The organism is Pseudomonas sp. 21615526 (genome assembly GCF_013386245.1).
Lineage (GTDB): Bacteria > Pseudomonadota > Gammaproteobacteria > Pseudomonadales > Pseudomonadaceae > Aquipseudomonas.
Genome location: NZ_JACAOM010000029.1, coordinates 229,240 through 243,390 on the forward strand (window position 1 = coordinate 229,240; position 14,151 = coordinate 243,390).

A 14,151-nucleotide genomic window follows, 5' to 3' on the forward strand; every position below is an offset into this window, starting at 1 on the left:
AGGGCGCGGGCTGTGGGCGATGACCGACCGGTCATCACCGTGAATAGATTGTTGCCTTATCCTGTGTCGACGCAGAAGTTTTCCCGTGACCACCCGGCATTGGGATTTGCCCGACTCCCCCGGGCACCCTAGAATGCGCCGATGCGCGATGATCTCTCTCTTTTGCTGAACTCCCTCAACGATGCCCAACGCCAGGCCGTAGCGGCCCCCGTTGGCCGTCAGTTGGTCCTGGCCGGTGCTGGCTCCGGTAAAACCCGAGTGCTGGTGCACCGTATCGCCTGGTTGATCCAGGTCGAGAACGCCTCACCGCATTCCATCCTGTCGGTGACCTTCACCAACAAGGCCGCTGCCGAGATGCGTCATCGCATCGAGCAGTTGATGGGCATCAGCCCGGCCGGCATGTGGGTGGGCACCTTCCACGGCCTGGCGCACCGCCTGTTGCGGGCGCATTGGCAGGAAGCCGGCCTGAGCCAGACCTTCCAGATTCTCGACAGCGACGACCAGCAACGCCTGGTCAAGCGGGTGATCCGCGAGCTGGGCCTGGATGAACAACGCTGGCCGGTCCGTCAGGCCCAGTGGTTCATCAATGGCCAGAAAGATGAAGGCCTGCGCCCGCAACATATCCAGGCCAGCGGCGACCTGTTCCTGGCCACCATGCGCAGCATTTATGAAGCCTATGAAGTGGCCTGCCAGCGCGCTGGCGTCATCGACTTCTCCGAACTGCTGCTGCGCGCCCTCGACTTGTGGCGCGACAACCCGGGCTTGCTGGCGCACTACCAGAAACGCTTCCGCCACATCCTGGTGGACGAGTTCCAGGACACCAACGCCGTGCAGTACGCCTGGTTGCGCCTGCTGGCCAAGGGCGGCGACAGCCTGATGGTGGTGGGCGACGACGACCAGTCGATCTACGGCTGGCGTGGCGCGAAAATCGAGAACATCTACCAGTACAGCGACGACTTCCCGGACGCCGAAACCATCCGCCTGGAACAGAACTACCGCTCCACCGCCGGGATCCTCAAGGCCGCCAACGCCTTGATCGCCAACAACACCGGGCGCCTGGGCAAAGAACTGTGGACCGACGGCGGCGAAGGCGAAGCGATCAACCTGTACGCCGCCTTCAACGAACACGATGAAGCGCGCTACGTGGTGGAAACCATCGAAAGCGCCCTGAAAACCGGCCTGGCCCGCAGCGATATCGCGATTCTCTACCGCTCCAACGCCCAATCACGGGTATTGGAAGAGGCCCTGCTGCGCGAGCGCATTCCGTATCGCATCTATGGTGGCCAGCGCTTCTTCGAACGTGCCGAAATCAAGAACGCCATGGCCTACCTGCGCTTGCTGGAAGGTCGCGGCAACGATGCGGCGCTGGAACGGGTGATCAACATTCCGGCCCGTGGCATCGGCGAGAAGACTGTCGAGGCGATTCGCGACCACGCACGCCACAGCGATGTGTCGATGTGGGAAGCGATGCGCCTGCTGATCGCCAACAAGGGCCTGACCGGCCGTGCGGCCGGTGCCTTGAGCGTGTTTGTCGAGCTGATCGAGAACCTGGCCGCCAAGTGCATGGAAATGCCGCTGCACCTGATGACCCAGACCGTGATCGAGCAGTCCGGCCTGATCGCCTACCACGAAGCGGAAAAAGGCGAGAAAGGCCAGGCCCGGGTAGAAAACCTTGAGGAACTGGTCAGCGCCGCCCGCGCGTTCGAAAACACCGAAGAAGACGAAGACCTGACGCCACTGGCGGCATTCCTCGGCCACGCTTCCCTGGAAGCCGGCGACACCCAGGCTGATGAGCATGAAGACAGCATTCAGCTGATGACCTTGCACAGTGCCAAGGGCCTGGAATTCCCCTACGTGTTCCTGGTGGGCATGGAAGAAGGCCTGTTCCCCCACAAGATGAGCCTGGAAGAACCCGGCCGCCTTGAGGAGGAACGCCGCCTGGCCTACGTGGGCATCACCCGGGCCATGCAGAACCTGGTGATGACCTACGCCGAAACCCGACGCCTGTACGGCAGCGAGACCTACAACAAGGTGTCGCGCTTCGTACGCGAGGTGCCGAAAGGGCTGATTCAGGAAGTGCGCTTGTCCAACAGCGTCAGCCGACCGTTCGGCGGCGGCCAGCAGCAGAACTCCAGCAGCATGTTCGCTGGTTCGGAAATCCCCGAGACGCCGTTCAGCCTTGGCCAACAGGTCAAGCACGCGATCTTCGGCGAAGGCGTGATCCTCAACTTCGAAGGCGCCGGTGCCCAGGCCAGGGTGCAGGTGAACTTCGCCGAAGGCAGCAAGTGGCTGATGATGGGCTACGCCAAGCTCGAAGCAATCTGAAACAACTGTAGAACATGAAGGATGTTGCCCCACCCTTGTATTTGGCAGCGGTGGGGCCAATATCTGTAATAAGTCCTACAGACGATTCGGTATTGGCCCTACGCAAAAGCCCGAAACACTATGCCGCTAGCCACTGACATCACACCTGTGCAACATGGCGCGCGTGCAATCCACAAATGGGAATTCCCTTTATGAAACGTTTTCTTAGCATCGCCATGGCGTTGTGCATCGGCCTGACGATGAGCCTCGACGCCAACGCCAAGCGCTTCGGTGGCGGCAAATCCATGGGCTCGGCGCCGAGCCACCAGACCAGCCAAATGGCCCCATCCGGCGGCGGCATGGGCGGCGCAGCTGCGACCGCTGGCGCTGCCGGTGCCGCAGGCGCTGCTGCCAAGGCTGGCGGTGCTTCGCGCTGGTTGGGCCCTCTGGCCGGTATCGCGGCCGGCGGCCTGCTCGCCTCCATGTTCATGGGCGGCGGCTTCCAGGGCATGCAGATCTTCGACATCCTGATCATGGCGGTCATCGCCTTCCTGATCTTCCGCTTTATCGCCGCCCGTCGCCGCAAGCAACAGGAGCACATGGCTCCAGCCGGCGCGCCGATGCAGCGTGAAGTGTTCGAGCAAAAGCCTGCTGCCATGGGTTCGATCTTCGGCGGTTCGGCTGCTCCTGCTGCCGCTCGTCCGGTGATCAACGCACCCGCCTGGTTCAACGAAGAGCGCTTCGTCGAAGCGGCCCGCAGCCACTTCCAGTCCCTGCAGCAACACTGGGACGCCAACGAAATGGACAAGATCGCCGAGTTCGTGACCCCGCAACTGCTGGAGTTCCTCAAGCGCGAACGTGCCGACCTGGGCGACGGCTTCCAGTCGACCTACATCGACGACCTGAAAGTGCAGCTTGAAGGTGTGGATGACCGCGCCGACAAGACCATCGCCACCCTGACCTTCAGCGGTGTGTCGAAGACCTCGCGTTTCGACCAGGGCGAAGTGTTCAGCGAAAGCTGGAACATGGAACGCCCACAAGGCGAAAACCAGCCTTGGCTGGTCGCCGGTATCCGCCAGAACGGCTGATCCCTGCCCGCTTTGAGTACGCAGTAACAAAAACCCCGGACTTGTCCGGGGTTTTCTATTTCACGGTTGCACTTATAGCGAGCTACTGTATAAAACGCCCCTATAAACCGCGCCATCTAGCAAGAGGATCCCGGCCGTGGAAGAAGTTATCGAACAATTGCGTGAAGCCAACGAACCGGTACCGGTTCCTCTGGAGCTGCCTGACGAAGATCAACTGGTGGAAATCGAGGAACAACTGTTCATCGATATTCCGTTCGTCTTCCGTGAATTTCTGCTGACCGTCAGCGATGTGGTCTACGGCAGCCTGGAGCCGGTGACCGTCACCGACCCACAGTCCCACACCTACCTGCCGGACGTTGCCGCCAACGCCTGGGATGCCGGTGTTGACCGCAGCATGATCCCGATCTGCCAGGACGGCGACGACTACTACTGCGTCGAGGAAGACGGCACCGTGGTGCTGTGGTCCGGCGAAGAAGAACTCGTCACCGAAGAAACCTGGGAATCGGTGTGGCACTGGGCACGGGACGTCTGGCTGGAAAGCTGAGACCCCTGTGTGCCGAGGACGCTTGTTGTGGCGAGCGAGCTTGCTCGCGCTGGGCTGCGAAGCAGCCCAGCGCGACCCACTCAGTGCTCCGGCGTATCCTTATGGTTATCCAGGGTCTCCAGCAAGGCGACCTGCATCCGCGTATGCACGCGGATGAACCAGCGCCACAGCACGGCGGCCACTGCGGCCGTCACCACGGCGATCAGCACCAGCAACTTGTTGGTCGGCAGGATACTGGCCGACAAGGCTGCCAATAGCAGGAAAATCACCAGCAGCGAAAGAATCGGGATCACTTCGGCGATCACCCGGCGCACGCGCTGAGTGTGGCGCCCGGCCATTTCCGGCTTCACGCTCATCTCCGCCAGCAGCATCGACAGCGCCTTGAGCTTGCGGTACGCCGCAATCAAAAACGGCAGCGACAGCAGCAACGCCCCACCCCAGATCAATGCCTTCTGCCAGCTCGGATCGCTGACCCAGCCTTCCAGGTAGCTGCCGATACGCGCCGCGAAAAAGCTGCCGGCAAAGAAGATTGCCACCACCAGCGCCAGGTTCACCCCCACCTGCAGAATGATCTTGCGGATCATCGACGCCAGCATCGCACCCTCGCCCTGGGGCTGAATGCTGCGCAGCCACTCGCCATACATCCCGAACACCCGGCTCATGCGCTTGGGCATCACTGCGGCAATCTTCAGCGACAGCGGGTCTGCGCCACGGATCAGATAGGGTGTGAGCAGTGTGGTAATCGCAGAAACAGCCACCGCCACCGGATACAGGAAGTCGCTGGTGACCTGCAATGTCATGCCCAGCGCGGCGATGATGAATGAAAATTCGCCGATCTGTGACAGCCCCATCCCCACTCGCAATGAAGTGCGGCCATCGTTACCCGCAATGAACGCCCCCAACCCACAGGACAACATCTTGCCCAGCACCACGGCCACGGTAATCACCGCAATCGGCCAGGCGTATTGCAGGAGGATCTGCGGGTCGATCATCAAGCCAATGGCGACAAAGAAGATCGCGCTGAACATGTCGCGAACCGGTTCGATCAGGCGCTCAATCTTCAGCAATTGCCGGGATTCAGCCATGATCGCGCCGATCAGGAATGCCCCCAGCACCATGCTGTATTCCAGCTTGACCACCAACAGGCAGAAACCGAAGCACAGGCCCAGCACGGTGATCAGCAGCATCTCGTTGCTTTCGAATTTGGCCACGTACTCCAGCAGGCGTGGCACCAGCAAAATCCCGATCACCAGTGCGACAATCATGAACAGCGAGAGCTTGCCGACGGTGGAGAACACCTCGCCGGAGCTGACCGTGCCGCTGACGGCAATGCTCGACAGCAAGGCGATGATGCCGATGCCGAGGATGTCTTCGACGATCAGCACCCCGAAAATCAGCTGGGCAAAGCGCTGGTTTTTCATCTTCAGGTCATTGAGCGCCTTGACGATGATGGTGGTCGAGGAAATCGCCAGGATCGCGCCCAGGAACAGCGAGTCCATGGTGTTCCAGTCGAACCAGCGGCCGATTTCGTAGCCGATCCAGATCATCAGGATGATTTCGAGGAACGCCGCGATAAAGGCGGTGGCGCCAACCTTGAACAGCTTGCGCAGGCTGAACTCAAGGCCCAGGCAGAACATCAGGAAGATCACCCCAAGCTCGGCCAGGGTCTTGATCGTGTCTTCGTCGTGGATCAGGCCAAACGGTGGGGTGTGCGGGCCGATGATGAAGCCGGCGACGATATACCCCAACACCACCGGCTGCTTGAGCCGATGGAACAGGATCGTCACCACCCCGGCCACCAGCATGATCACGGCCAGGTCCTGGATAAAGCTGATGGCGTGCATGGCGAGGGGCTCCTTGAGGGGTACTGGCGCTTTTCCCATTTCCACGCATGCACCCCGAAAGGTCGCAATGAACGGAAAGAAAAGTCTGCCTTGATCGTAAGAATTGCCTTTGAGACGGGCTTTTGAAGGGTAACACCGCGACTTGCGGCAGAAAGCCGGTGCAATATATGGAAACAGATCGCCCCAGGCGTGACGGCAAGCCGGGGCCCAGCGTCCCGTTATGAATGGCTCTGCAAAGATTCCAGCACCCGCAGAGGTGCCTCCCCACCCAATGCCTACAACCCGTGAGTGTGCTATGGAACCCGGAAACGCCCAGCTGTCGATGACAGTATTGATGACCCCTGACATGGCCAACTTCTCTGGCAATGTGCACGGCGGCACGCTGCTCAAGTACCTCGACGAAGTGGCCTACGCCTGCGCCAGCCGTTATGCCGGGCGCTATGTGGTGACGTTGTCGGTAGACCAGGTGATTTTTCGCGAGCCGATCCATGTCGGCGAGCTGGTGACCTTCCTGGCCTCGGTCAACTACACCGGCAACACGTCGATGGAAGTGGGGATCAAGGTGGTCACCGAGAACATCCGTGAGCGTTCGGTACGCCACACCAATAGCTGCTTCTTCACGATGGTCGCGGTGGATGACCAGCGCAAACCGGCCGCCGTGCCGCCGCTGCAACCGCAGAACAGCGAAGACAAGCGCCGGTTTGTGCAGGCTCAACAGCGCCGGCAGATTCGCCAGGAGCTGGAAAAGCGCTATCAGGAAATCAAGGCAGACGGCCCGTAAGAGCCCGCCAGGTTTCTGGATGACCGCTTAGTAACGCGAGCACTTGTCAAAGTGCGCACACACATCAAAGCGCTGGTCCAACTGGGCCATGCGCTCCATATGGTGATTGACCACCTCCATCGTCACGCTCTTTCGGGTATTCACGTAGTACTGCACCATAAGCTTGTCGTTCTCCGCTACGCGCGATTTGATCGCACTGTCCGTAGGCTGCATCCATTGCTCCAGGACGGCATCCTCAGTTCCCCGCAGGCGCTGGCGGTACACCTCAGTGTAAAACCCCAGAGCCCGGGCCAGACGACCGGCAGACTCTTGATTCGACAGTTCGTAGTTCTGCCGAAACTGGTTCCAATAATCCGGCGGCAAGGTATACGAGCCCATCAACGCCTTGCGCTTGCTGATCAACTCATCAAGCTCTTGAGGCGAGGTTTGCATTCGGTCGACTTTATTCTCTGACACGATGGCCGTGATCGACTGCGCACGCTCGTCAAGAATGCGATCAATCAACACCATTCGCTGCGGAGTATCCGGTAACAACTTGCCGAATATCGGACCTTTGCCCTCGCAAGACGGCATGCCGGTCTCGAACAGCGGCTGCGGGATCCGCACGTCCTTGCCGTCCAATCGCGTAAGACGCTGGAGCAGCGTGCTGCATTGGCGGCCCTGCAATTCGAAGGTCACTTCGTACTCTTCACCCGCCTTGGGCGTTAGATTGAACGCTTTGCCACAGACATAGGAGCTGCCGTTGGTGTTGATCATCAACATAGTGTCCTTTCCGGGCGCCAGCTTGATCTCCAGCAGCCCACGAGCCGTGGGCGGTGGCGGCACAAGCATGTCTACCCGCCGCTTGGTGTCCACCAGGAACATGTTGTTGAGAATGCCTGTGGTCTCACCCATGCAGTGCTGTGCGTCATAGACAAAAAGGGTGCTGTTGGTGGTGTTGGAGATGAACCGCAGCTTCGCCGCATCGGGCTCGGCTGCGTCAGGATAGGTACCGTGGACGCTGCAACCACTGAGCAGCGTAACCAGGGCCAATGCGATAAATGCCCGTGGCGAATGGAGCAGGGATAACGACATGATCTTCCTTGATGAACGCAGAGGGCAAAAAGACGGCCGGTAGTAACGGACGCCCTTTGCGTCGCTCAATCAGGAATAGTCCTACAGCCCGATTGGGGTTGCCTCGAAGCGAACTCGCGGATGGGCAATCCGGTCCTGGGCGCGCACCAGTTCCAGCTCATAGCTGGCGCACGCCTGGGTTTCCAGCAGTACTTCATGCACCGCTGCAGCAGTGAACTCAAAGGCCGCCACCAGGCTATCGCCCAACAACACCCGCGCCAGGAACAGGCCCGACGTCAGGTCGCCCACGCCCACCGGCTGACGCGGGAATGCCAGCAGTGGCCGACGCAGGTGCCAGCTGCCTTCAGCCGTCACCAACAGCATTTCGAAGCCGTCCGGCAGCTTGCCGGGATAATCCAGGTGCTTGACCAACACCGCTTTCGGCCCGCGGGCCAGTAACGCACGGGCCATCCCCAGGCAATCGAACAGCGACTGCGGCTTGCGCCCGGCAAAGCTGTCCAGCTCCAGCTGGTTGGGGCACAGGAAGTCGGCCATCGCCGCCGCTTCCTCCAGCAGGAAGTCGCTGACCTCCTGGGGCACGATGCAGCCTTTTTCCGGATGCCCCATCACCGGGTCACACAGGTAAAGAGCCTTGGGGTTGATCGCCTTGATCCGCGCCACGCCGGTGAGGATCGCCCGGCCCTGGGCCGCACTGCCCAGGTAGCCCGACAGCACTGCATCACAGTTGCCCAGCTCGCCAATCGCCGCGATGCCTTCCACCAGCGCAGGAATTTGCTGCGGCGCCAACACTTCTCCCGCCCACTGACCATACTGAGTGTGGTTGGAGAACTGCACCGTATTGAGCGGCCACACGTTCACCCCGACCCGTTGCATGGGGAACACGGCGGCGCTGTTTCCGGCGTGGCCGAAGACCACATGAGACTGGATCGCAAGCAGATGGGGCGTACGTTTCATGCAGAGGATTTCCGTAAAGCCGTTGATATTCTGGCTGCGCAGTATGCGACTAAACGCGGCCTGTACGACAGACCGGAGACGCAGTTAAGCTGGCCCTACTTTGTTGGAGTTCATCGAATGCTGACCCTCGGAAATATCTTCGTGCTGATGCTGCTGGCGACCGGTGCCGCCTGGCTGTGGCACAACCACGGCCTGCGCGAGCGGGCGCTGGAACGGGTCAAGCAGCACTGCGCCAAGCTCGACATCGAGCTGCTCGATGGCGCCGTGGCGTTGAAGCGCATCGGTTTTGTGAAAGATGCCAGCGGGCGGCGGCGCCTGGCACGGATCTACAACTTCGAATTCACCGTGACCGGCGAAACGCGGCACCCGGGGACCATCACCCAATTCGGCGCCCACAGTGCACAAATCGAGTTGGCGCCCTACCCGTTCGAGATCAAGACGCCATTGCCCAGCGCCGAGATCATTGAGCTAAGCCAGTGGCGCCAGGAGCATGGCAACAGCAAGACCCGTCACTGACGGCAAGCGGTTAACCCACCCTGTAACTGCGCAACGTCCTGCACTTCGCTGAAGATCAATTCGATACGCGAATCCCGCCGCCATTCGCTGGGCTGCCAGGCCAATGCGGCGTTATCCACAGCGTTGGCCGATACCCAGCCATCCAGGCTGTGGATAACCAGTTTTGCCCGTCGCCAGTCCAACGATTGCAGCCATTGCTGAATGCGCCGCGCGTCGAATCGCTGACTCGGATGCCAGCGCCAGCCAATGCTCCAGCCATCCTCCTGGCCCTGGCTGAGGCAGATCGGCGATGCCGGATCCGTCCAGATGGCCGGCATTTGCCCCAGGCCTTTGGGCAACTCGAAGTTATCCACAGCCGCTGCCGCTTGAGCATTCACACCCGGTAACCGGGCCAAGGGCAGTTGCGCCTGCTGCGTCCAATAGATCGGCCGGTCGGGCAGTTGCCCTTGAATCAACAGGCGCTGCGCATCACTTAAGGCTTCATTCTTGTTCAATACCAACAGCCCGGCGCTGGCTAATGCCTCCCGTTGGGCATTGGGTAAAGGTTTGCCCGCCGCCAACGCCTGGGCGTCCAGTACGAGTACGCACGGCTGCACCGCCAGTACCTGCTGCCAGGGCGCTTCCCGCAGTTGCTTGAGCAATTGAGCCGGGTGCCCAAGCCCGGACGGCTCGATAAACAGCCGATCGGGCTTTGCCTTACGCAACAAACGCCCCAGCCCTACCTGGAACGGCGCACCATTGACGCAACACAGGCAGCCACCCGCCACTTCACCAAGGGCAATCCCGTCGTCATCACGGGTGAGCAACGCGGCATCCAGGCCAATCTGCCCGAACTCATTGATCAACACCGCCCAACGCTCGTTGGCCGGGCGCTGGGCCAGCAGGTGCTTGATCAAGCTGGTCTTGCCGGCACCCAGGGGCCCGGCAATCACGTGGGTGGGAATGTTCTGCAGCATGGTGGACATCATTCAGACCGTGTAGAGAGGTTCGATCCTACCCGGTTACGCCAACCAATCCAGCGTCAGAATCAACCGTCGTTGATCCGCTTGTAGCGGCGGCGAGCGGTGGATCAGGCCAAAGCCTTCGTTGCCGTGCCATTTTTCGCCCTTGAGCAACGCCACTTCGCCGCAGTGGATTTGCTCAATGCGTTCTTCCGGCTCAGCACTCGCCTGGCTCAGGTGTCGCCGCTCCATAACCCCCTCGCGCAACCACTGGCTGCCGATGCCGGCGTAGGTCGTGATCAGCCGCACCGGCACATGATCCACATGAAAACGCGGGCACATGGCCTTGTCCAATAGCCGCAAACGCACGCCGATACGCTTGGCTCCCAGCAAACAGGCAAAGGCGCTGACCAGCCACGACACATCGGCGATAAAGCCTTCGTAGCCTTCAAGATCACGGCAACCTGATGCAAATTCCTGCAGGTTTGGCTCGGTGTCTTCGCTGTTCAGTTCAACCACCAGCGACTCGGCCAATGGCTCATTGAGTGCCACCAGTAACGCGCCGAACTCGGCGATGTGCAGGGGCAACTGACGCTGCCACACCGCCAGGTTCACGCCGTCCTCAAGGATATCGGTGAGCACGGCCGGGGTTTCGCCGTGGGTCTGGCGAACCACCGGGCGCAGTTTCAGGGTCGGTGCCAGCATCAGGCAGCCTCTTCGAACCAAGGGCCAAAGGGATCGGCCAACAAGCGCCAGCCTTCGACACCCGTGGCCATTTCATCGTCGGTCAGCAAACAAGCGTCCAGCTCGGCGGTCATCTGGGCGAAGTCGATGTTCTGGCCGATAAACACCAGCTCCTGCCGGCAATCGCCGGTGCTCAGTTGCCAGTTTTTCATGATTGCGGCGATGCCTTCCTCGTCCTGGGGCCACTGGGTTTTCGGCACGAAACGCCACCAGCGCCCGGCAAACCCATGGCGCATCAGGCCGCCAGCCTGGGACCAGCTACCGGCGTCCTGGTGTTTGCTGGCCAGCCAGAAAAAGCCCTTGGAGCGCAGCAGTTTTCCATTCACCCAAGGCCGGTCGATAAAGTCGAAAAACCGCTGCGGGTGGAACGGGCGGCGGGCGCGATAGGCGGTGGAGGCGATGCCGTACTCTTCGGTTTCCGGCAGGTGTTCGCCACGCAGTTCCTGCAACCAGCCCGGCGCCTGGGAAGCACGCTCGAAGTCGAAACGGCCGGTGTTGAGGATCTTCGCCAACGGCACTTCGCCCATGACCATCGGGATGATTTCAGCCTGGGAGTTCAAGCGCTCCAGGATCGCCATCAACTCCTCGCGCTCACTGCTGCTGATCAGGTCGATCTTGCTGATGAGGATCACATCCGCAAATTCGATCTGCTCGATCAGCAGGTCGGTGATCGAGCGCTCGTCCTCTTCACCGAGGGTTTCGCCCCGGGACGCCAGGCTTTCGGCAGCCTGGTAGTCGAGCAGGAAGTTCATGCCGTCGACCACGGTGACCATGGTGTCGAGCCGGGCAATGTCCGCCAGGCTTTGGCCTTCTTCATCGCGGAAGGTGAAGGTTTCGGCCACTGGCAGCGGCTCGGAGATACCGGTGGACTCGATCAACAGGTAATCGAACCGACCTTCCTTGGCGAGCTTTCCGACTTCTTCCAGCAAGTCTTCGCGCAAGGTGCAGCAGATGCAGCCGTTGCTCATCTCCACCAGTTTTTCTTCGGCGCGATTGAGGGTGACGTCGCGCTGGACCTCACTGCCATCGATGTTGATTTCGCTCATGTCGTTGACGATCACCGCCACCCGCAGGTTTTCGCGGTTGCGCAGGACGTAGTTGAGCAGCGTGCTTTTGCCGGCGCCGAGAAATCCGGACAGCACAGTAACGGGGAGACGATTGGGCATCAGGTATTCCTCATCAGGGTTGGCCGGTCAAATCGCCCGTTGATGGCGTTCGCGCAGCTCTTCACGTTCTTTGGCTTCGATACACAGGGTGGCCGTGGGGCGCAGCAGCAGGCGCTTGAGGCCGATGGGTTCGCAGGTTTCACGGCACCAGCCGTATTCACCGCGGGCCAGGCGTTCCAGGGCTTCGTCGATCTTGTCCAACAGCTTTTTTTCGCGCTCCAGCAGGCGCAGTTGCCATTGGCGCTGTTCTTCTGCGCTGCCGACATCGGCGGGATCGCTGTTGGGCTCCTGTTCGCGCAGCACCATGAATTCAGCGTCGATACGCGCTTGCAGCTCGTTGCGCTGGGCCAGCAGCAGCTCGCGGAAGAAACCTTGCTGGGCTTCATTCATGTAGTCGGCGCAGGGTTGGTCGAGAAGGTCTTGTTCGGTCATCGGAGGTGGTTCACGGGTCAGGCTGTTTTTTAATGTTATAGTATAACAATACAAATAAGCCAATCCCCCTTGCTCGTGACGACGAAGGGCGCAATGCTGGCAGCCGAATAACGCCCCGAGAGCCTCTATGAAATACCTGCTGTGTGCTGTGTTGCTGATGCTGGCGAGCCTGGCCAACGCCCAGGTGCCCAGCCTGCTGGCCAACTGCACCCGCAGCGCCAACCTGCTGGCGTGCGTCGACGCCCAGGGCAATGCCTACAGCGTCGCGACGGCAGGCAGCACTACGTATTTGCGGGGCTTTGAAGTGATCGGAAAACGCTATTGGGCACAGACCAGCAGCCGCTACGGGCAACTGACGTTCTTTACCGGGTTGGCTTCCGATGGTGAGGCGTGGGTGGGCTACACGCGGCGAGTGGGCTGGACCACCCTCAACCGGTTTTCCAGTTCCGGTGGTGCCAGCGCCAAGTTCACCTGTAGTCGAATCACCGGCTGTTAGACCTGGCCGGTTTTCTGTTCCTGAACCCAGGCCATGTAGCTGTTCATCGGCGGGTTCTTCTGGAAGTAATTTTTCAACCCTTCAAATAAACCGTCTGCCACCGCCTGTTGATGGCGCGCGGTGACCAGTCGCTGGGCGTCCTGGGTGTTGGAGATAAACCCGGTTTCCACCAGGATCGACGGCACGTCCGGCGACTTGAGCACCGCAAAGCCGGCCTGTTCCACGCGTTTTTGATGCAGCGTGGTGATGCTTTGCAGGCTGCCCAGTACCGAGCTGCCCAGTTGCAGGCTGGAGGCGATGGTGGCGTTCATCGACATGTCGAGAATCACCCCGGCGAGCATCGGGTCCTTGTCCTTGAGATTGAGCAAGGTGGTGGCGCCCAAGAGGTCGGCGCCGTTTTCCCGCTGCGCCATGAACCGTGCGGTGGCGGAGGTGGCGCCGCCTTCAGACAGCGCATAGACAGAGGCGCCGGACGCCGTAAGCCGTGGCGCGGCATCGGCGTGTACCGAGATAAACATGTCGGCTTTGTGCTGACGGGCGATGTCCACACGTTTACGCAGCGGCACGAAGAAGTCGTCGTTGCGCACCAGCTTCACATCGAAGCCCTTCTCGCGCTTCAGACGCTTGGCCAGCAACTGGGCGATGGACAGCACCACGTCTTTTTCGCGCTGGCCCTTTGAGCCAATCGCGCCGGGATCCTTGCCGCCGTGCCCAGGGTCGACCACCACGATGATGTCGCGTTTCGGATGAGCCCTGTCCACCGGCGCCGGCACGGGTGCAGCCAACGCGGCCGGTGCCGCAGCGATTTGCATAGGTGCATGAGTGGCACTGGTCAGGTCCAGCACGAGGCGGTGGCCCTGGCCATCCTGTGGCGGCAGGAGAAAGCTGTTGAGCTGCATCGGCGCCTTCAAATCCAGCACGATCCGCGTATCGCCCTGCCCGAAATGCCCCGAGCGAATCGAGGTAATGCCGCTGTTGGTCAGGGCCAGTTGGCTGAAATCACCGGTCAGCTTCGCGCCGCTCAAATCGATGATCAACCGCTCCGGCGCGGTCAGGGTGAAGGTCTTGTATTGCACCGGGCCGCTGAGGTCCAGCACCAGCCGCAGCTTGTTATCCGACCGCCACAGCCGTGCATTGCGGATCTGCGCGGCAGACACGCCCAAGGGCAAGGTGAACACCGCACTGGCCAGCAGCAGGTTGAGGAGTTGACGTCTGTGCATGACTTACACCGCAAATAAAGGAGCTTCCGTACTCGACATGACTGAAT

The 14,151-nt window shown here is 60.7% G+C and carries 14 protein-coding genes; 6 read left to right on the plus strand and 8 right to left on the minus strand.

Translation table 11 applies throughout. The features are described 5' to 3' along the window. The first annotated feature begins 141 nt into the window (after positions 1-141). From uvrD to HX786_RS10790, 3 genes are all read left to right on the plus strand, one after another. Positions 142-2,325, plus strand: coding sequence for a DNA helicase II (gene uvrD / locus HX786_RS10780; protein ID WP_003213452.1), 2,184 nt, complete (start codon positions 142-144; stop codon positions 2,323-2,325). Positions 2,326-2,516: 191 nt separating this feature from the next. Next, a complete protein-coding gene (locus tag HX786_RS10785) occupies positions 2,517-3,392 on the plus strand; it encodes a Tim44 domain-containing protein (RefSeq protein ID WP_003213454.1) in 876 nt (291 codons plus the stop codon). 136 nt (positions 3,393-3,528) lie between these two features. Next, on the plus strand, positions 3,529-3,936 hold the full coding sequence (locus HX786_RS10790) for an SMI1/KNR4 family protein (RefSeq protein WP_003213456.1): 408 nt from the start codon (positions 3,529-3,531) through the stop codon (positions 3,934-3,936). 80 nt (positions 3,937-4,016) lie between these two features. Here HX786_RS10790 and HX786_RS10795 read toward each other — a convergent pair whose 3' ends face one another. After that, positions 4,017-5,780 (minus strand): cation:proton antiporter, encoded by a 1,764-nt coding sequence (locus HX786_RS10795; RefSeq protein WP_003213459.1) that lies wholly within the window; start codon positions 5,778-5,780, stop codon positions 4,017-4,019. 295 nt (positions 5,781-6,075) lie between these two features. Between HX786_RS10795 and HX786_RS10800 the strand changes: the two genes are divergently transcribed. After that, a complete protein-coding gene (locus HX786_RS10800) occupies positions 6,076-6,561 on the plus strand; it encodes an acyl-CoA thioesterase (RefSeq protein ID WP_003213461.1) in 486 nt (161 codons plus the stop codon). 27 nt (positions 6,562-6,588) lie between these two features. Here the strand turns inward: HX786_RS10800 and HX786_RS10805 are convergent, their stop codons facing one another. Together HX786_RS10805 and pdxY are read right to left on the minus strand one after the other, a co-directional pair. Beyond that, on the minus strand, positions 6,589-7,635 hold the full coding sequence (locus HX786_RS10805; protein WP_087694592.1) for a hypothetical protein: 1,047 nt from the start codon (positions 7,633-7,635) through the stop codon (positions 6,589-6,591). Positions 7,636-7,716: 81 nt separating this feature from the next. Further along, positions 7,717-8,589, minus strand: coding sequence for a pyridoxal kinase PdxY (gene pdxY / locus HX786_RS10810; protein ID WP_003213465.1), 873 nt, complete (start codon positions 8,587-8,589; stop codon positions 7,717-7,719). Between the two features lie 117 nt (positions 8,590-8,706). Here pdxY and HX786_RS10815 point away from each other — a divergent pair, with 117 nt between their 5' ends. Next, positions 8,707-9,105, plus strand: a complete 399-nt coding sequence (locus HX786_RS10815; protein WP_003213466.1) for a DUF3301 domain-containing protein — start codon at positions 8,707-8,709, stop codon at positions 9,103-9,105. Here HX786_RS10815 and HX786_RS10820 read toward each other — a convergent pair. The 4 genes from HX786_RS10820 to dksA are packed head-to-tail and all read right to left on the minus strand — an operon-like array spanning position 9,099 to position 12,388. After that, a complete protein-coding gene (locus HX786_RS10820) occupies positions 9,099-10,061 on the minus strand; it encodes a GTP-binding protein (protein WP_178902845.1) in 963 nt (320 codons plus the stop codon). The two genes, HX786_RS10815 and HX786_RS10820, sit on opposite strands and share 7 nt — an antisense overlap. Before the next feature lie 45 nt (positions 10,062-10,106). Beyond that, complete coding sequence (locus HX786_RS10825) at positions 10,107-10,751, minus strand: DUF1826 domain-containing protein (RefSeq protein WP_178912040.1); 645 nt, start codon at positions 10,749-10,751, stop codon at positions 10,107-10,109. Beyond that, positions 10,751-11,956 (minus strand): zinc metallochaperone GTPase ZigA, encoded by a 1,206-nt coding sequence (gene zigA, locus HX786_RS10830; RefSeq protein ID WP_087694589.1) that lies wholly within the window; start codon positions 11,954-11,956, stop codon positions 10,751-10,753. The genes HX786_RS10825 and zigA overlap by 1 nt, the downstream gene beginning before the upstream one ends. Positions 11,957-11,983: 27 nt before the next feature. Then, positions 11,984-12,388 carry an RNA polymerase-binding protein DksA gene (gene dksA / locus HX786_RS10835; protein ID WP_008439502.1) on the minus strand — a complete coding sequence of 135 codons (405 nt, stop codon included), beginning with the start codon at positions 12,386-12,388 and terminating at the stop codon, positions 11,984-11,986. A 127-nt stretch (positions 12,389-12,515) separates the two neighbouring features. On the opposite strand from dksA, the gene HX786_RS10840 reads away from it, so the two are divergent. Continuing rightward, positions 12,516-12,884 carry a hypothetical protein gene (locus tag HX786_RS10840; protein WP_003213476.1) on the plus strand — a complete coding sequence of 123 codons (369 nt, stop codon included), beginning with the start codon at positions 12,516-12,518 and terminating at the stop codon, positions 12,882-12,884. Here HX786_RS10840 and HX786_RS10845 read toward each other — a convergent pair. After that, positions 12,881-14,104: an N-acetylmuramoyl-L-alanine amidase gene (locus tag HX786_RS10845; RefSeq protein ID WP_003213478.1), complete on the minus strand. Its 1,224-nt coding sequence runs from the start codon at positions 14,102-14,104 to the stop codon at positions 12,881-12,883. The genes HX786_RS10840 and HX786_RS10845 overlap by 4 nt on opposite strands. Between the last annotated feature and the right edge of the window lie 47 nt (positions 14,105-14,151).

What these genes read in the sequence shown, in the direction of transcription:
- uvrD (WP_003213452.1), top strand. Translation starts at nt 142, where the DNA reads ATGCGCGATGATCTCTCTCTTTTGCTGAACTCCCTCAACGATGCCCAA.
- HX786_RS10785 (WP_003213454.1), top strand. Translation starts at nt 2,517, where the DNA reads ATGAAACGTTTTCTTAGCATCGCCATGGCGTTGTGCATCGGCCTGACG.
- HX786_RS10795 (WP_003213459.1), bottom strand. Translation starts at nt 5,780, where the DNA reads ATGCACGCCATCAGCTTTATCCAGGACCTGGCCGTGATCATGCTGGTG.
- HX786_RS10800 (WP_003213461.1), top strand. Translation starts at nt 6,076, where the DNA reads ATGGAACCCGGAAACGCCCAGCTGTCGATGACAGTATTGATGACCCCT.
- HX786_RS10805 (WP_087694592.1), bottom strand. Translation starts at nt 7,635, where the DNA reads ATGTCGTTATCCCTGCTCCATTCGCCACGGGCATTTATCGCATTGGCC.
- pdxY (WP_003213465.1), bottom strand. Translation starts at nt 8,589, where the DNA reads ATGAAACGTACGCCCCATCTGCTTGCGATCCAGTCTCATGTGGTCTTC.
- HX786_RS10815 (WP_003213466.1), top strand. Translation starts at nt 8,707, where the DNA reads ATGCTGACCCTCGGAAATATCTTCGTGCTGATGCTGCTGGCGACCGGT.
- HX786_RS10820 (WP_178902845.1), bottom strand. Translation starts at nt 10,061, where the DNA reads ATGCTGCAGAACATTCCCACCCACGTGATTGCCGGGCCCCTGGGTGCC.
- HX786_RS10825 (WP_178912040.1), bottom strand. Translation starts at nt 10,751, where the DNA reads ATGCTGGCACCGACCCTGAAACTGCGCCCGGTGGTTCGCCAGACCCAC.
- zigA (WP_087694589.1), bottom strand. Translation starts at nt 11,956, where the DNA reads ATGCCCAATCGTCTCCCCGTTACTGTGCTGTCCGGATTTCTCGGCGCC.
- dksA (WP_008439502.1), bottom strand. Translation starts at nt 12,388, where the DNA reads ATGACCGAACAAGACCTTCTCGACCAACCCTGCGCCGACTACATGAAT.
- HX786_RS10840 (WP_003213476.1), top strand. Translation starts at nt 12,516, where the DNA reads ATGAAATACCTGCTGTGTGCTGTGTTGCTGATGCTGGCGAGCCTGGCC.
- HX786_RS10845 (WP_003213478.1), bottom strand. Translation starts at nt 14,104, where the DNA reads ATGCACAGACGTCAACTCCTCAACCTGCTGCTGGCCAGTGCGGTGTTC.